The organism is Amycolatopsis kentuckyensis (assembly GCF_041679295.1).
Taxonomy (GTDB): domain Bacteria; phylum Actinomycetota; class Actinomycetes; order Mycobacteriales; family Pseudonocardiaceae; genus Amycolatopsis; species Amycolatopsis kentuckyensis_A.
Window position 1 is genome coordinate 202,441 of the sequence record NZ_JBGDMD010000003.1, and the last position, 18,809, is coordinate 221,249.

The 18,809-nt window shown below is 74.0% G+C and carries 15 protein-coding genes and 1 pseudogene; 7 read left to right on the plus strand and 9 right to left on the minus strand.

The features are described 5' to 3' along the window. Positions 1 to 34: 34 nt before the first annotated feature. Complete coding sequence (locus ACERZO_RS12650) at positions 35 to 1,219, minus strand: MFS transporter (protein ID WP_372664794.1); 1,185 nt, start codon at positions 1,217 to 1,219, stop codon at positions 35 to 37. 106 nt (positions 1,220 to 1,325) lie between these two features. On the opposite strand from ACERZO_RS12650, the gene ACERZO_RS12655 reads away from it, so the two are divergent. Then, positions 1,326 to 2,207: a LysR family transcriptional regulator gene (locus ACERZO_RS12655; RefSeq protein ID WP_372664795.1), complete on the plus strand. Its 882-nt coding sequence runs from the start codon at positions 1,326 to 1,328 to the stop codon at positions 2,205 to 2,207. A gap of 32 nt (positions 2,208 to 2,239) precedes the next feature. Next, positions 2,240 to 3,199, plus strand: coding sequence for a TIGR01777 family oxidoreductase (locus tag ACERZO_RS12660; protein ID WP_372664796.1), 960 nt, complete (start codon positions 2,240 to 2,242; stop codon positions 3,197 to 3,199). On the opposite strand, the gene ACERZO_RS12665 is transcribed toward ACERZO_RS12660, so the two are convergent. Continuing rightward, positions 3,192 to 4,214 (minus strand): helix-turn-helix domain-containing protein, encoded by a 1,023-nt coding sequence (locus ACERZO_RS12665; RefSeq protein WP_372664797.1) that lies wholly within the window; start codon positions 4,212 to 4,214, stop codon positions 3,192 to 3,194. The two genes, ACERZO_RS12660 and ACERZO_RS12665, sit on opposite strands and share 8 nt — an antisense overlap. A 104-nt stretch (positions 4,215 to 4,318) precedes the next feature. On the opposite strand from ACERZO_RS12665, the gene ACERZO_RS12670 reads away from it, so the two are divergent. Both ACERZO_RS12670 and ACERZO_RS12675 read left to right on the plus strand, forming a co-directional pair. Beyond that, entirely contained in the window at positions 4,319 to 5,275 is a 957-nt protein-coding gene (locus tag ACERZO_RS12670) for an alpha/beta hydrolase (RefSeq protein ID WP_372664798.1), read from the plus strand. 38 nt (positions 5,276 to 5,313) lie between these two features. Next, positions 5,314 to 6,153, plus strand: a complete 840-nt coding sequence (locus ACERZO_RS12675; RefSeq protein ID WP_372664799.1) for an NAD(P)-dependent oxidoreductase — start codon at positions 5,314 to 5,316, stop codon at positions 6,151 to 6,153. On the opposite strand, the gene ACERZO_RS12680 is transcribed toward ACERZO_RS12675, so the two are convergent. Then, positions 6,137 to 7,174: an NADPH:quinone reductase gene (locus ACERZO_RS12680; RefSeq protein ID WP_372664800.1), complete on the minus strand. Its 1,038-nt coding sequence runs from the start codon at positions 7,172 to 7,174 to the stop codon at positions 6,137 to 6,139. The two genes, ACERZO_RS12675 and ACERZO_RS12680, sit on opposite strands and share 17 nt — an antisense overlap. Positions 7,175 to 7,627: 453 nt before the next feature. Here ACERZO_RS12680 and ACERZO_RS12685 point away from each other — a divergent pair, with 453 nt between their 5' ends. After that, positions 7,628 to 7,759: a hypothetical protein gene (locus ACERZO_RS12685; RefSeq protein ID WP_372664801.1), complete on the plus strand. Its 132-nt coding sequence runs from the start codon at positions 7,628 to 7,630 to the stop codon at positions 7,757 to 7,759. A gap of 15 nt (positions 7,760 to 7,774) precedes the next feature. Here ACERZO_RS12685 and glgC read toward each other — a convergent pair whose 3' ends face one another. The 6 genes from glgC to ACERZO_RS12715 form a co-directional block, all read right to left on the minus strand. Continuing rightward, positions 7,775 to 8,992 carry a glucose-1-phosphate adenylyltransferase gene (gene glgC / locus ACERZO_RS12690; RefSeq protein WP_372664802.1) on the minus strand — a complete coding sequence of 406 codons (1,218 nt, stop codon included), beginning with the start codon at positions 8,990 to 8,992 and terminating at the stop codon, positions 7,775 to 7,777. After that, the gene (gene glgA / locus ACERZO_RS12695; protein ID WP_372664803.1) at positions 8,989 to 10,143 is read right to left on the minus strand and encodes a glycogen synthase; all 1,155 of its coding nucleotides are present in this window, start codon (positions 10,141 to 10,143) and stop codon (positions 8,989 to 8,991) included. The genes glgC and glgA overlap by 4 nt, the downstream gene beginning before the upstream one ends. Before the next feature lie 94 nt (positions 10,144 to 10,237). Next, on the minus strand, positions 10,238 to 12,076 hold the full coding sequence (locus ACERZO_RS12700; protein WP_444843221.1) for a glycosyltransferase: 1,839 nt from the start codon (positions 12,074 to 12,076) through the stop codon (positions 10,238 to 10,240). A 2-nt stretch (positions 12,077 to 12,078) separates the two neighbouring features. After that, positions 12,079 to 13,581: a hypothetical protein gene (locus tag ACERZO_RS12705; protein WP_372664805.1), complete on the minus strand. Its 1,503-nt coding sequence runs from the start codon at positions 13,579 to 13,581 to the stop codon at positions 12,079 to 12,081. Continuing rightward, positions 13,578 to 15,098 (minus strand): hypothetical protein, encoded by a 1,521-nt coding sequence (locus tag ACERZO_RS12710; protein WP_372664806.1) that lies wholly within the window; start codon positions 15,096 to 15,098, stop codon positions 13,578 to 13,580. Before ACERZO_RS12710 ends, ACERZO_RS12705 begins: the two co-directional genes overlap by 4 nt. A 193-nt stretch (positions 15,099 to 15,291) precedes the next feature. Beyond that, complete coding sequence (locus ACERZO_RS12715; protein ID WP_372664807.1) at positions 15,292 to 16,623, minus strand: choice-of-anchor A family protein; 1,332 nt, start codon at positions 16,621 to 16,623, stop codon at positions 15,292 to 15,294. 230 nt (positions 16,624 to 16,853) lie between these two features. Here ACERZO_RS12715 and ACERZO_RS12720 point away from each other — a divergent pair, with 230 nt between their 5' ends. Together ACERZO_RS12720 and ACERZO_RS12725 are read left to right on the plus strand one after the other, a co-directional pair. Further along, a complete protein-coding gene (locus ACERZO_RS12720) occupies positions 16,854 to 18,020 on the plus strand; it encodes a sensor histidine kinase (protein WP_372664808.1) in 1,167 nt (388 codons plus the stop codon). Further along, positions 18,017 to 18,664, plus strand: a pseudogene (locus ACERZO_RS12725) (response regulator transcription factor); the annotation flags it as partial. The gene ACERZO_RS12720 and the pseudogene ACERZO_RS12725, both read left to right, overlap by 4 nt. Positions 18,665 to 18,809 lie beyond the last annotated feature (145 nt).

The following is an 18,809-nucleotide window of genomic DNA, read 5'->3' on the forward strand; positions in this document are numbered from 1 at the left end:
ACTCTATGCCCGACGAGGGGGCGGCCGGGCCCGATCAGCCCCGGGAACCGAGGGTGCGGCGGGCCGACCAGCCGAGCAAACCCAGCTCCAGCACCGCGAACCCGGCCAGCACCACCGACCCGGGCGCGACCAGCATCGCGAGCCCGATCAGCAGCACCGGCAGCACCAGCCCCGCGTAGGCGGCCAGGAACAACGCGGCCAGGACCTCGCCGCGGGTGAGGTCGTCGGCGAGCGCCGCGACCGTGCCGACCGCCGCGCGGAGGCCCAGCCCGAACCCCGCGCCGGCGAGCGCGCTCGCCACGAAGAACAGCGGCAACGACCCGGCGAAGGCCAGCAGCACGAGTCCGGCGCCCATCAGCGCGTACCCCGCCCGCAGCTGCGACCGCGTGCGCAGGCGCGCTAGCCCGACCTGGGCGAGCGCCGCGCTGCCCAGCATCGTGAACGGCGCCAGGCCGGCGAGCAGGCGGGACGGCTCGTGCAGCTCGTGCGCCAGCAACGTCGGGGCGAGCGCCATGAACAGCCCGCTGAGCGCGAACGCCGCGAACGCGCCGATCGCCGCCCCGGCGAACCCGGACCGGGCCGCGGCCGGCAGCGGCCCGGCCAAAGCCGGCCGGTAGGCCGGGCGCTCTTCCCGGCCTTCGACGGTCTCCGGCACGAGACTCACCGCGACCGCTTCCCCGAGCAGCACCACCAGGAACACCGCGAACGGCGTGTGCAACGGCTGGTCCGCGAACCGTGCGAACAGCCCGCCGGCCAGGGGCCCCAGCGCCAGGCCGCCGGCGTTGACCACCGTCGCGGCGAGGCCGGGCCGGGCCTGCGTGCGCAGCTCGGACAGGTGCGCGGTGGCGGTCGCGGTGATCACCCCGATCCCGGCGCCGCTCACCAGCCGCGCGACGATCAGGCCGGGCACGGCCGGCCACAGCAGGAACAGCGCGGCGGCGAGTGCCTCGGCCAGCAGCCCCGCGACGAGCACGCGACGGCGGCCGAGCCAGTCGCTGACGTGCCCGGCCAGGTACAGGCTCAGCATCACGCCGACCGCGTACGCGGCGAAGACGACGGTGACGAGGAACGTCGGAAACCCGTCCCGCTGCTGGTAAAGCGGGTACAGCGGGGTCGGGACCGTGGAGAACGCGAGCGCCGTCGCGAACGCGGCCGCGACGACGCGAAAGCCCCAGCCGTGGCTCATCCGGAGCCGGGCGGGAGCGAGGGTGACGGACATCGGGACCTTCCGGGACGCCAAGGGATCTTCCGATCTCCACGATGTCCCCGCCGACTCAGCAAGTCCAACGAAAAGTCCTGGCCGCAGTTATCGCTACGATCGATGAATGGAGACGCGTCAGCTCGAGTACTTCGTCGCCGTGGCCGAGGAACTGAGCTTCACCCGGGCCGCCCAGCGGATGTTCGCGGTCCAGTCGACCGTGTCCGCCGCCGTCCGGGCCCTGGAGACCGAACTCGGCACCAGGCTGTTCGACCGGTCCACCCGCCGCGTCGCGCTGTCGGCGGCGGGTGCGGCCTTCCTGCCCGAGGCGAAGAGCGCGATCGAGGCGCTCGAACGGGCCCGCGCGACCGTCCAGGAGGCGTCGGAGGGCCTGCGCGGGAGCCTGCGGATCGGCACGCTCACCTCGATCGGCGGGGTGGACCTGCCCGGGCTGCTCGGGGCGTTCCACCGGCGGCACCCCCGCGTCGACATCCACGTGACGGTGTCGCTCACCGGCTCGACCGGGCTGGCCGAAGAGGTCCGCCAAGGCCGGCTCGACGTCGCCGTGGTCGGCCTGCCGGAGTCGGACCTCGCCGGGCTGGACGTCGTGGGTGTCGACACGCGGCCGTTCGTCGTGCTGCTGCCGGACACCCACCGGCTGGCCGGCCGCCGTGCGGTCCGGCTCGCGGACCTCGCCGGCGAGTCCTTCATCGACACCCCGCGCGGCTTCGGCAACCGGGTCGCCCTGGACCGGGCCTTCGACGCGCTCGGGTCGCCGCGGCGGGTCACCGTCGAGGTCGCCGACCTGCGCACGGTGCCCGGTTACGTCGCGGCCGGGCTGGGCGTGGCGGTCGCCCCGGACATGCCCGCGCCCGCCGAGCCGGCCGTCATCGTGCGACCGCTGTCCGGCGCGGGCCTGGACTGGCCGCTCAACGTCGTCACCTCGGCCGCGAAGCCGCCGAGCCGCGCGCTGCGGACCCTGCTGGACCTGCTGGCCGCCGATATTTGAACGCGTTCAAAAGTTTCGGTACGGTGGGATCCGTGAAGGTCGTGATCCCCGGCGGGACCGGGCACCTGGGGCGCGTGCTGAGCCGCGCGTTCACCGCACGCGGCGACGAGGTCGTCGTGCTCACCCGGCGGGACACCGCCCCGGAGCCGGGGGTGCGCCACGTCCGCTGGGACGCGCGCGCCGCGGGGCCGTGGACCGCCGAGCTCGACGGCAGCGACGTCGTGCTCAACCTGGCCGGCCGGTCGGTGAACTGCCGCTACACCCAGGCGAACCTGCGGGAGATGTGGACCTCGCGGATCGACTCGGCGCGGGTCGTCGGCGGTGCGATCGAGCGCGCCGCGCGGCCGCCGCGGGTCTGGCTGCAGATGAGCACGGCGACGATCTACGCCCACCGCTTCGACGCCCCGAACGACGAAACCACCGGCGTCCTCGGCGGCGGTGAGCCGGGCGTGCCCGGCTACTGGGCCTACAGCGTCGACCTCGCGCGGGCGTGGGAGCGCGAGCAGGAGGCGGCGGACACCCCGCGCACGCGGAAGGTCGCGCTGCGGACGGCGATGGTGATGAGCCCCGAGCCCGGCGGCGCGTTCGCGATGCTGCTGCGGCTCACCCGCCTCGGCCTCGGCGGCCCGGTCGCGGGCGGCGCACAGTACCTGTCGTGGATCCACGAAGACGACCTCGTCCGGGCGATCGACTTCCTCGTCGCGCGCGACGACCTGAGCGGGCCGGTGAACCTGGCGGCCCCGGAACCCCTGCCGTACCGGGATTTCATGAGCGCCCTGCGCGCGGCGGCGGGGGTCCCGTTCGGGCTCCCGGCGACGAAGTGGCTGGCGAGGATCGGCGCGTTCGCGCTGCGCAGCGACACGGAACTGCTGCTCAAGAGCCGCCGCGTGGTGCCGGGCCGCTTGCTGGACGCGGGATTCGCCTTCGAGCACCCGGACTGGCCGGCGGCGGCGGAAGATCTGGTCCACCGTCCACAGAGGACGTTCAGCTGACGTCGCCGTTGTCCCGCAGCCGCCGCAGCATCAGCGCGAGGTGCAGCCGGAACCGGCCGGCGGGGGAGTCGACCTCGAACCCGAGGACGGCTTCGGCGCGGGCCAGCCGGGCCGGCATCGTGCTGTGGTGGCGGTGCAGCACCGCCGCCGCCTTGCGGGCCGACCCGGTCGCGCACAGCGCGTCGAGTGCCGTCAGGGTGTCCGCGCCGTGGGGTTCGGCCGCGAGCCGGTCGAGGGCGCGGACGTCCGGCAGTCCGGCGAGGTCCGAGTCGCCGAGCAGCGAACCGAGCGCGCCGAGGCTGCCCAGCCGCTCCCACCAGACGACCGGCTCGGTGTCCGAAGTGAACCGCAGCGCCGTCCGGGCGGCCGCCCAGGAGCGGGCCGCGTCGAGGGCGGGCAGCTCCGGGCCGATGCCCGCCCGGCCGCCGTCCGGAACCGCGGCCGGGACCGTCTCGGCCAGGATCGCGCGGACGCCGCCCAGCTGGGCCGCCCGCCCCGCGAGCCCCTCGACGCCGGTGCCCGCCAGCACGCGCAGCCGCGCCGACGGCGCGATCCCGAGCAGGTGCAGGGCGCGCGACCGCTCGGCCGTGCCCGCGTCGCCGGACAGCACCAGCTCGACGAGCGCCGGGTCGCCGAGTTCGGGCCGCGGCACGCCGTTCTGTTCCAAGAGGACCGCGGTGGCGATCGCGAACCGCTCGAGCAGCATGTCGTCGAGCGGGAGGGGCGCGCCGTCGCGGGCCACCCACACCTCGACGCCGCCTTCGAGCCGGCGGACCGCCGCTCCCGGCGGTGCCGTGCCGGGCGTTGTGACGGCCCCGCCCGGGTCCGCCCGCAGCGACATCCCCTGACCCGGCGCGTGGACGCCGACCCGGCAGCCGGCGAGCTCGGCCGTGCTGCGCACGAGCGCGTCCAGGCCGGCCCGGCCGGTGATCAGGCGGTCGAAGAACCCGATCACCCGCACGGCGTTCTCGGCGTCGGCGTCGAGCCCGGACAGCCGCAGCAGCAGCCCCTTCATGCCGTCACGATAGGCGCGCCCGCCGCCGGATGGCGAGGTCCGCGCCCGCAACGCCCGCCGCGTGGCGGTGGCCGGGACCGCGCCCGGCGGCCGAAGATCGTCCCATGACCTACGCGATCGATCCCGAGCTGCTGCCCTGGCTGGACATGCTGCCGGGCGTGACCCTGACCGACTACGACGCCCTGGTCGCCGCGCGCTCCTCGATGAGCGAGCTGGGCACCGTCCTGCCGGCCTACGAGCCGGCGAGCCCCGTCGACGTCCGCGACACGACCGTGCCCGGGCCGTCCGACGCGCCGGAGGTCCCGGTGCGCGTCTACTCCCCGGCGAACCGCGCCGGCGCGGTGCCCGGCCTGCTCTACATCCACGGCGGCGGGTTCGTCCTCGGCGACCTGGACATGTTCCACGCGTCGCTGCTGCGGCTGGTCGACGAGCTCGGCATCGTGATCGTGTCGGTCGACTACCGGCTGGCGCCGGAGCACCCGTTCCCGGCGCCGGTCGAGGACTGCTACGCGGCCCTGCAGTGGGTCGAGGCCAAGGCGGCGGAGCTGGGCGTCGACCCGGCCCGGCTCGGGGTGGGCGGTGAGAGCGCGGGCGGCGGCCTGTCGGCGGCGGTGGCGCTGCTGGCGCGCGACCGCGGCGGCCCGGCGCTGTGCTTCCAGTACCTCGGCATCCCGGAGCTGGACGACCGCCTGGGCACCCCCTCGATGACGGCCTACACCGACACGCCGCTGTGGAACCGGCCGAACGCGATCTACAGCTGGACCAGCTACCTCGGTGCCGAACCGGGCGGTGAAGACGTTTCGCCGTACGCGGCTCCGGCCCGCGCCGCGGACCTGGCCGGCCTGCCTCCCGCGTTCGTCACGACGTGCCAGTTCGACCCGTTGCGGGACGAGGGAATCGAGTACGCCCAACGCCTCGCGCACGCCGGCGTGGCGACCGAGCTGCGGCACTACCCGGGCACGTTCCACGGCTCGGGCATGGTGGAGACGGCGGCGATCTCGCGCCGGATGTTCGCCGACGAGGTCGACGCGCTGCGCCGCGGCCTGCGCGTGACCGGCTGACCGCGCGATCATGGGGGCTCCCCGCGAAAGGAGCCGCCGTGCCCTCGGTCGGACTGCTGCACCCCGGCGCGATGGGCGCCGCCGTCGGGGCCGTGCTCACCCGCGCCGGGACCCCGGTTTCCTGGGTCCCGGCTCGGCGCGGCCCCGCGACGCGCCGCCGCGCCGAAGAGGCCGGGCTGACCGAGGTGCCCGACGTCGCCGCGCTGGCCGGGTGCGACGTCGTCCTCAGCGTCTGCCCGCCGGCCGCCGCGCTCGACGTCGCCCGCGAGGTGGCCGCCACCGGCTTCGGCGGCGTCTACCTCGACGCGAACGCCATCAGCCCACGGCACGCCGAGGAGGTCGAAGCGCTCTTCGGCGGGACGGCGGTCGTCGCCGACGGCGGCATCGTCGGCCCGCCACCGCGGTCGCCCGGGACCACTCGGCTGTACTTGTCGGGGCCCGAAGCCGCCGTCACGCTGCCGGCGAGCTTGTTCGAGGACACGCACCTGCGGCCCGTCGTGCTGGCGGGTCCGGTCGGGCGCGCGTCGGCGCTCAAGCTCGCCTTCGCCGCCTACAACAAGCTCACCTTCGCCCTGGCCGCCCAGTCGTACGCGCTGGCCGAGCACCACGGCGTCGGCGGCGAGCTGCGGGAGCTCGCCGCCGACGTGCTGCCGGCCACCCCGCTGGGCGCGCCCGGCGGGATCGCCTCCGCCGGGCGGCGGGCGTGGCGGTGGGAGGGGGAAATGGCCGAGATCGCCCAAGCCTGCGCCGCCGCCGGGTTGTCACCGGCGTTGCCCGACGCCGTGCGCGAGCTGTTCGGCCGCTGGCGCGAGCACCGCGACGACGACGGCGTCACGCTCCCGGACCTGCTTCAGGCGCTGGTCACCCCGCCGGGGTGACGTCGATCAGCACCTTGCCGGTCACCCCTTCTTCGGACGCGATGTGCGCCTTCGCGGTTTCTTCCAGCGGGAAGCGGTGCACCGGCACGCCGCGGTCCTCGCCGAGCCGCAGGGCGCCGGCGGCGAAGGCCGCCGTGACGTCTTCCGCGCCGGCGCGGAGCTTGTCCGCGCCGACCGTGTAGAGCACGAGGAACTGGTAGCGCGTGTTGAGCCACAGGTTCGCGCCGAAGTCCAGGCTCAGGGTCGCCCCGCCGCGGTCGTTGCCGTAGACCGCGACCGTGCCGCGCGGGCGCAGGACCTCGGTGTGCAGCTGCGCGTTGGCCCCGGCCGCGACCTCGACGACCAGGTCGACGCCCTCCGGCGCGACCTCGCGGATCCGCGCGGCCAGCTCGGGATCGGGGTAGCGCAGCACGTGCTGGGCGCCGGCCGCGCGGGCGAGGGCGGCCTTCTCGTCGCTGCTGACCGTGGCGATCACCGTGGCGCCGGCCCAGCGGCCGAGCTGGATGGTGGCGTTGCCGACCGCGCCCGCGCCGCCGCTGACCAGCACGGTCCGGCCGTCGAGGGCGCCGGGCGCGAGCCGGGTGGGCCCGTCTTCGGCGACCGTCAGCGCCCGGTGCGCGGTCAGGCCGGGGACGCCGAACCCGGCGCCTTCGTCGAACCCGACGGTGTCGGGCAGCGGAACCACCTGCGCGGCCGGGAGGACGGTGTACTCCTGCGCGGTGCCGGCCGCGGGCCCGTGGGTGCCGGCGAGGATCAGCCACACGCGGTCGCCGGGGGACAGGCCGGTGACGTCCGGGCCCACCGCGTCGACGACGCCCGCGCCGTCCTGGTTGGGCACGGTGTCCGGCGTTTCGGTCCCGGCCGCGGCGCCGCGGCCGGCCCGGGCCTTCCAGTCGGTGGGGTTGACCGCGGACACGACGATCCGGACGCGGACCTCACCGGGCCCGGGGTCCGCGACAGCCCGCTCCGACAGCGACAGCACCTCGGGTCCGCCGTGGCGGCGGTAGACGACTGCTTTCATGTCCGGTGCAATCCCGGGGTACCCCGGGTTATTCCCGGGTCGCCGGAAATGCGAATCCGCGCCGAAGGCGAAATCCGCGAAAAACAAGCGCCGCGCGGGTGATCCCCCGGCCGGGCGATTTTCGGTGTTGCCCGCGCGGAATCGGCCGTCGTCGCAGAAACTGGGCGCGTGGGAGAGGAAAAGCGCAGTCCGGGGGACGAGCGGCCGAAGCGCGATGACGGGGAACCGACACCGATCTTCGACGCCGTGTTCAGCGCCACGCGCGCGCGGTCCAATACGAACAATCCGCCGGGGGAGCCGGACAAAACGGGGCGGTGAAAAGCGTCCGGCGGAACCGGGCGTCGCGGCGGCGTGCGGCCTGGCCGCGCGCTGATCTGAGGCAGTTTGTTCGACGTCCGCAGTGAACATGTAGCATGTCGCCTGCACGTGCATCGGCGGCCCGAGGAGCGGAACGTGGCAAGCGTGGTGAACAGCATGATCGCCGCCGAGCACGCGGCGGGCGCCACGATCTCGGAGCTGGCCGAACGCTGGGGCATCGACCCGCGCCAGGTGGTCGAGCGGCTGGCGGCGACCGCCGGGTCCTGACGGCCGCCGCGCTCGTCAGATCGCGCGTTCTCCCTTGCCCAGCACCACGATCCCGCCTTCGCTCACGTGGTAGTGCCCGCGGTCGCGAGCCAGGTCGACGCCGATGTGCGCTCCCGGCGGCACCACGACGTTCTTGTCCAGGATCGCCCGCCGCACCACCGCGCCGCGGCCCACCCGGGCGCCGTCCAGCAGCACGGACCCCTGCACCACCGCGCCCTGCTCGACCAGCACGTCCGGCGACAGCACCGAGTCCACCACCTGCGCGCCCGAGATGATGCAGCCGTTGCTGACGATCGACTGGTTCGCCGAGCCGCCCTCGACGAACTTCGCCGCCGCGCGCTGGCCCGGGTGCGCCAGGATCGGCCACTTGCGGTTGTACAGGTTGAAGATCGGGTGCGTCGAAATCAGATCCGTGTGCGCGTCGTAGTAGCTGTCGATCGTCCCGACGTCGCGCCAGTAGCCGTGGTCGCGCTCGGTTTCGCCGGGCACCACGTTGCCGTTGAAGTCGTACACCGCCGCTTCGCCGGACTTCACCAGCGCCGGGATGATGTCGCGGCCCATGTCGTGGTGCGACGCGGCGTTCTCGGCGTCCGCGTGCAGTGCTTCGAGCATCACCTTCGTCGTGAAGATGTAGTTGCCCATCGACACGTACGACTCCTCGGGGGAGTCCGGCAGGCCCGGCGGGTCGTCGGGCTTCTCCATGAACGCGTCGATCATCAGCCCGTCGGTGGTCCGGATGACGCCGAACGAGCTCGCCTCCGCCCGCGGCACCCGGATCCCGGCCACGGTGACGCCGGCGCCCGAGGAGATGTGGGACTCCAGCATCTGCCGCGGGTCCATCCGGTAGATGTTGTCGGCGCCGAACACCGCGATGTACTCGGGGTCCTCGTCGTAGACCAGGTTGAGGCTCTGGTGGATGGCGTCGGCGCTGCCCTGGTACCAGCGCGGGCCCAGCCGCTGCTGCGCCGGGACCGGCGTCACGTACTCGCCGGTCAGCGACGACAGCCGCCACGTCGTCGAGATGTGCCGGTCCAGCGAGTGCGACTTGTACTGCGTCAGCACGCACAGCCGCCGGAACCCGCCGTGCACCATGTTGGACAGCACGAAGTCGACCAGGCGGTGCACGCCCCCGAAGGGCACGGCCGGTTTCGCGCGGTCGGCGGTCAGCGGCATCAACCGCTTGCCCTCGCCGCCCGCGAGCACGATGCCCAGCACGTCGGCTCCAAGATTCACGACGACCTCCCGCACGCTTCGTAGAGGGCGACCGTCCGCTCGGCGATCGCCTTCCAGCCGAACTCGCCGACCGCACGCTCGCGGCCGGCGCTACCCATCTCGGCGGCCCGGTCCGGGGAGCCGACCACTTCGTTCAGCGCGGCGGCCAGGCGCGCCTCGAACCCGTGCGGGTCCTGTTCGTCGTAGTGCACGAGCAGGCCGGTGCGGCCGTCGTCGACGACCTCCGGGATGCCGCCGACGTCGCTGGCCACCACCGGCGTGCCGCAGGCCATCGCCTCCAGGTTCACGATGCCGAGCGGCTCGTAGACCGACGGGCACGCGAACACCGCGGCGTGGGTCAGCAGCTGCACGACCTCGTTCCGGGGCAGCATCTCCGGGATCCACCGGACGCCGGTGCGCGTCTTCTCCAGGTCGGCGACCAGCCCGCGGAACTCGGCGTCGAGCTCGGGGGTGTCCGCGCCGCCCGCGCACAGCACCAGCTGGACGCCGGGGTCGAGCGACGCGCCCGCGCGCACCAGGTGCGGGACGCCCTTCTGGCGGGTGATCCGGCCGACGAACAGCACGTACGGCCGCGTGGGGTCGATGCCGTGCTTCTCGAGCGCGTCGGTGGCGGGGTCGGGCCGGTACAGCCCGGTGTCGATGCCGTTGTGGATCACGTGCACGCGCTCGGGCGGGACCGCCGGGTACGCGGCGAGGACGTCGCGGCGCATGCCGCCGCTGACCGCGACGATCGCGTCCGCGGCTTCGTAGGCCTCGCGCTCGATCCACGACGAGACGCGGTAGCCGCCGCCGAGCTGCTCGGCCTTCCACGGCCGCAGCGGCTCGAGCGAGTGCGCGGTGACGACGTGCGGGATGCCGTGCGTCATCTTCGCCAGGTGCCCGGCGAGGTTCGCGTACCAGGTGTGGCTGTGCGCGAGGTCGTGGCCTTCGAGGGCGTTCGCCATGGACACGGCGATGTCCATGGTCGTGAACGCGGGCTGGCGGTACCCGTGGGGGTCCGTGTGCCCGGTGGCGTCGGGGCGGTCCGCGCCCCAGCAGTGCACGTCGAGGTCGACCAGCGGCCGCAACTCCCGGGCGAGGAACTCCACGTGAACTCCGGCCCCGCCGTAGACCTCCGGCGGGTATTCCCGGGTGAGCAGGCCGACCTTCATGACCGAAACCCTATGGCAGCCCCGGCCGGTGGCGCAGTCTGGCGTCCAGGGGAATCTTCGGAGTTTTCGGTCACTGCTCGGATGAGCGCGAAGATCAGAGCCCGTAGAGGCGGGTCCAGTTCTCGCGCGAGGTCAGCTCCGGCATGGCCTGCTGGTACCGCTCCTGCACCGCCGCGCCGTCCCGCCGCAGGCGCTGGATCACCCGGATGCCGGACTTGGCCAGCTCGAGGGCCTTCGCCCGGTCGTAGGAGCGGACGCGGACGCCTTCCTGGTTGGCGTCGGTCACGAGCACGGTGGCGAACAGCGACGTGTGCCACCAGTGGGCTTCGTCGGCGGGCACGGCGCCCAGACCGAACCGGTGGCGGCCGGTGGTCTGGTGCAGCAGCCGCTTGAGGAGGACGACGAGGGACCGGCTCGGCGGCGGCGCGCTGTTGATGATGCCGATGTCGTTGGACGCGATCCCGGGGACGTCGGTCGCCTTGTGGCGCTTGGTCTCCGGGTACTGGTCGCGGATGCGGCGGATCTCCTGCATCGCCTCGACCCCGCCGTCACGCAGGATCTCCGGCCCCTGCAGGAAGTCCTCCACGGCCTTGATCAGCGTCGCCGACAGCCCGTACTGCATGCCCAGCAGGTACCGCACCAGCTGCGCGAGCAGGATCCGGGAGAGCAGGTTGAGGTTGAACGGCGAGTGCAACGCCGCGGTGATGATCGAGTTGCGCAGGTTGAAGTACCGGTGCCACTCGTCCCAGTCCTTCATGTGGAAGTCCGCGTGCCACACCCCCGCCCCCGGCAGGGTCACGGTCGGGAAGCCGTGCGCGCGGGCGCGGTAGGAGTACTCCGCGTCGTCCCACTGGAAGAAGAACGGCATCGGATAGCCCGTGGCTTGCACGACCTCATAGGGGATCAGGCACGACCACCAGCCGTTGTAGCCGGCGTCGAGGCGGCGTTCCTGGCGGTTGGGTTTGAGGGTCTCCTCGTCGACGCCGAGCAGGTCGGCGGTGGAGAGGGAGTGCTCGACCGGCTGGCCGGGTTCGAGGGTGTTGAGGCGGGCGTATTCGGCGCCGACGTGCAGCTGGTTGGGGTGGAACAGGTTGAGCATCTGCCCGCCGACGATGATCGGGTTGGCGGCGCGGTTGGAGAACGCTGTCATCCGGATCACCAGGTCCGGCTCGAGCAGCACGTCGTCGTCCATGAACAGCACGTTGGCGTGTTCGGTGGCGGTGTGCCCGGCGACCTCGTAGAGGCCGCGGGTGAAGCCGCCGGCGCCGCCGAGGTCGGGTTGCTTGATGTAGTGCAGCTTGTCGGCGAGGTCCTTGGCGACCTGCTCGAACCCGTCGCGGGACTCGACGAGGTCGGTGCCCTGGTCGGCGACGTAGATCGCGTCCAGGGTCTCCAGCGAGGACACGTCCGCGGCGAGGGCCTGGAGGTTTTTGAGGCAGTCGTCGGCGCGGTTCATCGTGCAGATGGTCACCGCGGTCGGGCGGATCTTCTCCGGCGCCTCGACGGTCCAGCGGACCTGCTCGACGCGCAGGTTCTGGCCGCCTTCGGTCTCCAGGTCCAGCCAGAGCGCGCCGCCGTCGTAGAACTTGTCCAGCTTCGAGGTGAGCGTGACCTTGGTCTGCTTGGCGTCGGCGACCTGCTCGGCGGCCACGACGCGGGGTTCGCCTTCGACGTCGGAGGCGCCCATCGAGAGCAGGCCGGTGCCGGTGACGACGGCCTCGACCGAGACCTCGGTCACCGTGGTCCAGCGCTGCCAGTAGCTGGCCGGGAACCGCCCGAAGTACGTGTTGCCCGACACCTGCGTGCCGGGGCCGAGCCGGACGGAGTCCCGGTCGCGGATCGCCGAGCCGCGGTGGACCTCGGCGTAGAGGTCCTTGCTGACGATCGGCGCCGGGCCCGCGTACAGGCCGCGCTGGGTGATGAGGTCGGTCATGGTCAGGCTCCGCTTCCATTGCCCCGGACGAGGTACAGCTGCTGGGTGCCGGCCCACGGCGACGTCAGGGTCCAGTGGGCGAGCGCGCCGGCCGGCGGGTCGCCGCGGACCAGGGCGAAGTCGGTGACGATCGGCCGGTCGCCGAAGTCGAAGAACCGGAAGTTCGCGTCGACGAGCACCCGGCCGAGGGCGCCCAGGTGCGCCTTCCGCTCGGCGATGGCCGGCCCGACCGCGCCGCGGTCGTCGAACAGGTCGACGATCGCGCAGCCGCAGCTGTAGGCCAGCACGCCGATCTCGCCGCCGCTGCGGACCGTGCCGCCGCCGACCAGCCGGCCCAGCTCCGGGCCGATCCGCTCGTAGTCCGCGGTCGCGGCGTGGTTGGACATCAGCGGCGCGAACCGCCGAGGCAGCCCGCCCGCGGCGTACGCGCCCACGCTGACCACGAGCACCCCCACGACGGCGGCTGCGGCCGCCACCCGGGCGGGCACGCGGACCGTCGCCGCGGCGACGGCCGCGAGGAAGAGCGTCGCGGCGACCAGGCTCGGCCCGTAGTACCAGTGGTACGGCGGCACGTGCAGCCGCGAGTAGGCCAGGTAGTGCGCGATCCCGGCCGGCACCAGCGGGACGAACGGCCGCACCCGGGTCCACAGCGGACCGCGCCGCGCCGCGTCCACCAGGCAGACCGCGAACGCGAGCAGGGCCAGCGCGGCCGGGAGGAAGGCCGCCGCCGTCGCCCACGGGAAGACCTCGGCGTAGAGCCCCGGCCCGTTGCCGAAGTCCCACTTCCCCCAGGACTTCTGCAGCGTCTTGATGATCACCGTGTCCGGCACCGCCGACCCGAGCACCACCCAGCTGAACGCGAACCAGGGGAGCGCGACCGCCGCCGCGGCGAGCACCGACTGCCAGGCCTGCACCCAGAACCGGGCCCGCAACGCGAACAGCACGAGCGCGACCACGACCAGGTCCGGCCGGACGAGGGCGAGCAGCCCGGTCAGCACGCCGAAGGCGACCGGCCGCCGTTCCGCGGCGCAGACCAGCAGCCAGGCGACGCCGGCCGCGCCCAGCTCGACCTCCAGCCCGATCGACGACAGCAGCAGCGGGTTCACCGTCAGCAGGGCGACGGCGCCCGGCGCGAACCACGCCGGCAGCCCGGCCCGGTCACCGGCTCGGCGCAGTGCCAGCGCGAGGGCGACCTGGCAGAGGACGAACAGCGCCCCGGCGGCCAGGACCGCGTTCCGCAGGACGACCGTCAGGGCGGCCAGGAGCAGGACGTTCAGGGGCGAGGTCGCGGTGTTCGACGTCTCCGCCGGGATCAGTCCCCAGTGCGCGTGGAAGGCCAGGTTGCGCGCGTAGGCGAGCGTGATGAAGGTGTCGTCGACCAGGTGCGGGCGCACGAGGGCGAAGACGCCCGCGGACAGCAGCGCCACCACGCCGGGCAGCACCAGGCCACGGGAGCGCGGGCCCGCCGTCGCGACGCCCGGCTCCCGCCGCAGCGTCGCGGTCACGGTTCGCGGGTGAGGGTGAAGTGGCCGACGCCCTTCGCCGCGGAGTACACCTGCCAGCTGTCCGGCCCGGTCGCCGGACCCGCGCCGTAGAGCAGCCGGTAGTCCGGCTTGCGCGGGGTGATCGAGCGGTCCAGCCAGTGGTAGTTCACCCGCAGCGCCAGGCTCATCAGCGGGTTCGCCGTGGCGATCCGCTTCTCGACCAGCTCCTTGGCGTGCCCCCGGTCGGAGAACTCGTCGATGATGGCGCACTCGCAGTAGTAGGCGAGGGTGCCGATCTCGCCGGGACTGGCCACGCTGGCGCCGTCGAGCCGTTCGCCGAGCGCCTTGCCGACCCGCGCGTAGTCCTGCGCGCTGGCCCAGTTCCCGAAGATGACCGGCGACTTCCACGGCAGGCCCCGCGCGGTGTCGACGGCCGCCGCGCTCAGCACGAGCACCCCGGCGACCCCGAGGGCGAGCAGCGGGGGACCGGTGCGCAACGCCGGCCGCTCGCGAGCTTGGCCGAGCCAGACCCCGAAGGCCGCGACGGCGAACGAGCCCGCCGTCGTCGTCGGCGCGACGTAGTACCAGTGGAACGGGCCGACCCCGATGAACGAGTACACGACGAAGTAGAGGACCCCGCCGGCGCCGAGCGCCGCGACCGGGCCGAGTGCCGGGAACTCCGGCCAGCGCACGGCGAACCGAGCCGTGGCCCACACGGCCAGCGCGACCACGCCGAGCAGGGCGGGGACGAACGTCACCAGCACGGTGACCGGGTAGCCGAGGTAGTACATGACCGGCCCGGTGCTGTAGGTCCACGGCGCGAACAGCCCCACCTGGGTCTGCTTGATCGCCAGCGTGTCGGGCACGAACGAGCCGAAGAAGAGCCAGCTCACGACGAACCACGGCGCGGCCGTCAGCACGGCGGTCCCGGCGGCGGGCAGCAGCCGGCGCCGGATCGCGGGTGCGCTGAGCGCGATCACCACCACGAACACGACGAGGTCGAGCCGGGTGAGCACGGTGAGCCCGGCGGTGACCCCGAACAGGACCGGCCGTCCTTCGAGGGCGAAGACCGTGAGCACGAGCAGGACAGTGGGGATGAGGAGGACTTCGAGGCCGATCGCGGACAGCACGAACGGGTTGAGCAGCACGAGCGCGACGCCGAGCACCCCGGCCACGGGCGGGAGCGCGAGCTTGCGCCCGATGCGCTGCCACGCCCAGCCGAGCCCGCCGCCGCACAGGACCGTCAGCACGCCCAGGGCGACGACCGGGTGCGGGCCGCCCGCGATCCGCGTCACCAGGGTCAGCGCGCCGAGGAGCAGAACGTTCAGCGGTGACGTCGCGGAGTTCGAGGGCGAGCCGGGGATGATGCCCCATTCGCCGTGCACGGCCAGGTTCTTGGCGTAGGCGAGGGTGATGTAGCCGTCGTCGGTGAGGCTGCCGCGCACCACGAAGAAGACCGCGGCGCCCAGCAGCGCCCCGAAGACGGGCAGCCACCGGCCGCCGGGTCTCGCGCGTCCTTCGCTTGTTTCCGGAAGCACTCGTTCACCTTGTGGTGGCGCCACGTCCGCCACCTGCCCGATCGACATAGCCCGGGGACCGTAGTGAGAGTTCATTACCGCGGTGCTACGAGACGGTTAGGTCCGTCGGCGCGTTCGACATCACCCGATCGTGGCATGGCCGGCGTGCGCCCGCAGTGTGGCCGGGCTCCACTGTGGACGGCTTGCCGGGCGGTCAGGCCCGGCGCCGGCGGGTGACCAGCACCAGTGCGGTGCCGCCGGCGAGGAGGAGGACACCGAGGCCGAGCACCGGGCCGGCGTCGGTGCCGGTGGCCGGCAGGCCGCCGGGACCCGCGGGGCCGGTCGGCGCGGGGCCGGGTGCCGCCGCGGTCGGCGACGTGGCGGGCGCGGTCGTCGCCGGGCTCGCCGGGGTGGTCGTCGTGGTCGCGTTCGTCGTGCTCGTGGGGGTGGTGGAGGTCGGGGTGGTGGTGGTCGGCGTGGTGGTGGTCGTGGTCGGCTCCGGCTTGCCGTGGCACGACGGCAGGTCGCCGACGAACGGGTACGCGTGGAACTCCTGCCCGCTGCCCGGCCCGGTGCCCGAGCCGTGGACGAGGTCGCCCGCGGTGAAGAAGCGGCCGTTCGTGCCCGGCAGCGTCACGGTCGTCGTGCCGGCCGGGTTGCCCACGAGCACGCTGCCCTGGAACATGCCGCTGCCGGTCAGGGCCGCCGTGCTCGCGTCCGGGAAGTTCCACAGCAGCCGGGGCCGCAGCCGGTTGAGCGGGTCGCGGTCGTCGAGGGTGCCGCTGTAGGTGGTGATCGTCCGGACGCGGCCGGTGAGGTTGACCAGGACCGTCGCGCCCTCGGGGATGCCGGCGAACGCGATGCCCTGCGCGGCGCCGCCCGGCCCGGCGATGTCCTGGTCGATCGTGAAGACCTGCAGCTTCGCCTTCCCGTCGCCGGTGAAGAGCGTCTGGTACCCCTGGTTCTTCGCGGTCCCGGTGGTCTCGGCCCGCGCGTAGCACTCGCTCGCGGCCTTGAGCCGTCCCCGCAGGCCGGCGTACGGCTCCAGCGCGGCGGGGTCGTGGACGAGCTTGCCGATCACGGTGCCGGTGACCGAGCCGGCGTGGCGGACGACGCCGCCCGCCGAGTCGCCGACGGCGTCGAGCCGCTGCCCCTCGGCGACGGTGAGGTCCTTGCCGACGGTCAGGTAGTCGGCCCCGTCCGGCGGCGGAACGCGGGAGCCGACCCCGGCGACGCCGACGTTGTAGATCGACGAACCGGACGTCTTCCGCAGCGTGAAGCCGCCGCCGACGACCACGCGGCCCTCCGCTTCGGCCGCACTGCCGGTCACGCGCAGGTCGCCGCCGACGAACAGGTTGACACCGTTGTCACGGCCGGCGAACGGACCGTTGCCGACCGGCGGGTGGACGGCGGGGCACGTCCCGGGCACGCACGGGCCGAGGCCGTCGGGCAGCGGGTCGGCGTGCGCGGTCCGCCCGAGCGGCACCGACAGCGCCACGAGCCCACCGGCCACCAGCGCCGCCAGGGCGGCATGGGTCACGCGCACGGGACCTCCCCTGTCCACTGTGGACTCTCCGTGCCGGACGATAGCGGCTGGTCAGCGGGGTCGCCCGGCGATCCACTCGATCGGGGAGGGTGGTCGGCCGGGCAGCGGGTCGAGCCGACCGTTGCCAAGGTGGCCACAGTGGACGGACCTGCGCCGATGAAATCCGGATGACCGCAACCTCCTCCCGGGGCGGGATGCGCCCGCCCCGCGTGCTTCCTAGGCTGTCCGGCGTGGGGGCGAGGGTGGTGAGCGGGATCCGGGCCCGCCTGGAGGCGAGCCTCGGCCGCGCCGGGATCGGGCTGCCGTGGTGGGTCCCCGTGGGTGTCACCGCCTTCGGGGTGGTGCTGGCGGTGGCGGCGGTGGCGCAGCGAGGGGCGCTGGTGCCGCCGGCACCGATCGCCCTCGCCGGGCTGCTCGCCATCGTGACCGCGCTGGCCTGGGCCGTCACCGGCATCATCGTCCCGCCGTGGCTCAAGGCGCTCACCGTCCTGGCGGCCGTCGCCATCCTGCTGGCGCGGCCCGCCGTCCCGGACTTCGCGCCGGTCGTGCTCGTCGTGCTGGCCGCCGAAACCGCCGCCATCGCACGTCCCGGCATCGCGTATGCCGTCGCCGCCGCGAGTGTCGCCACCCTGGGCGTGGCCGCCGCACGGGTGGGACTCGTCGGGTTCCCCGTGTACGTCGCCGCCGTCCTGCTCGGCACCGCGGGCGGGTTCATGATGCGCTGGTACGTCCGCGCACTCGACGCCGAGCGCGCCGCCCGGGACGCCGTCCGCGACCAGGCCGTCCTCGCCGAACGGCAGCGGATCGCCCGCGAGGTGCACGACGTCGTCGCCCACTCGCTGAGCATCACGCTGCTGCACCTGACCGGCACCCGCCACGCCCTGCAGCAGGACCGCGACGTCGAGGAGGCCCTCGAAGGCCTCGCCGAGGCCGAGCGCGTCGGGCGGACGGCGATGGCCGACATCCGCCGGACGGTCGGGCTGCTCGCCGAGGCGCCCGCCGGAACCCGCCCGCTGCCCGGCGCCCGCGACATCCCCGCGCTGGTCGAGCGCACCCGCGCGGCCGGGCTGCCGGTCCACTACGAGCAGGAGGGCGACCTGGCCGCGGTGCCGGACCTGGCCGGGCTCGGGCTGTACCGCATCGCGCAGGAGTCCCTGGCCAACATCGCCAAGCACGGCGACGGCGCACCCGCCCGGATGCGCCTCGACATCGGCCCGGCGGAGGCCCGGCTGGTCGTCCGCAACCGGCTGCCGGCCGAGGGACCGCGCGCCACCGGCGGATCGGGTCTCAAGGGCATGGCGGCGCGGGCCGGGCAGCTCGGTGCCGAGTTGACGGCGGGGCCGGAGGGGGCGGACTGGGTGGTCGTGGTCGGCATACCTGCGGGTGGCGCGCCGTGACGGCCGGCGAAGTCCGCGTCCTGCTCGTCGACGACCAGGACCTCGTCCGGTCCGGGCTGCGGCGGATCCTGCGCAAGCGCGACGGGTTCGTCATCGCCGGCGAGTGCGGCGACGGCGCCGAAGTCCCCGCCGCGCTGGCCGCCCACGCTGTCGACGTCGTCGTGATGGACCTGCGGATGAAACAGGTCGACGGGATCGAGGCGACGCGGCGGATCGGCGGCCGCCCGCCGGTGCTGGCCCTCACCACCTTCGACGACGACGAGCTGCTCGCCGGCGCGCTGCGGGCGGGCGCGGTCGGCTACATCCTCAAGGACTCGCCCGCCGAGGACCTCATCCGCGCCGTCCGCGCGGTCGCCGCGGGCGACGCCTGGCTCGACGCCTCGGTGACCGCGCGCGTCCTCACGACCTACCGGCGCGCCCCCGCCGACGAGCCCGCCGGGCCGCCGCCGGGACTGCTGACACCCCGCGAACTGGACGTCCTGCGGGCGGCCGGGCGCGGGCTGTCCAACGCCGAGATCGCCGCCGCGCTCGTCGTCTCCGAGCTGACCGTGAAGAGCCACCTGGGCCGGATCTTCACCAAGCTGGGCCTGCGCGACCGCGCCGCGGCCGTCGTGTACGCCTTCGACCACGGCATCGTCAGCCCGCGCGGGACCGTCGTGGACGACGCGCCGGTGCGGGCGGCCGTGCCGGCGCCGGATCCGTCGCCGGGGCTGCGGTTCTCGGTGCTGGGACCGCTGCGCGCCTGGCGCGGCGGCACCCCGCTCGACCTCGGGCCGGTGCGCCAGCAGG

Excerpts from the sequence above, each read along its gene's own strand:
- ACERZO_RS12650 (WP_372664794.1), bottom strand. The coding sequence starts at position 1,219 with ATGTCCGTCACCCTCGCTCCCGCCCGGCTCCGGATGAGCCACGGCTGG.
- ACERZO_RS12655 (WP_372664795.1), top strand. The coding sequence starts at position 1,326 with ATGGAGACGCGTCAGCTCGAGTACTTCGTCGCCGTGGCCGAGGAACTG.
- ACERZO_RS12665 (WP_372664797.1), bottom strand. The coding sequence starts at position 4,214 with ATGAAGGGGCTGCTGCTGCGGCTGTCCGGGCTCGACGCCGACGCCGAG.
- ACERZO_RS12670 (WP_372664798.1), top strand. The coding sequence starts at position 4,319 with ATGACCTACGCGATCGATCCCGAGCTGCTGCCCTGGCTGGACATGCTG.
- ACERZO_RS12680 (WP_372664800.1), bottom strand. The coding sequence starts at position 7,174 with ATGAAAGCAGTCGTCTACCGCCGCCACGGCGGACCCGAGGTGCTGTCG.
- glgA (WP_372664803.1), bottom strand. The coding sequence starts at position 10,143 with ATGAAGGTCGGCCTGCTCACCCGGGAATACCCGCCGGAGGTCTACGGC.
- ACERZO_RS12700 (WP_444843221.1), bottom strand. The coding sequence starts at position 12,076 with ATGACCGACCTCATCACCCAGCGCGGCCTGTACGCGGGCCCGGCGCCG.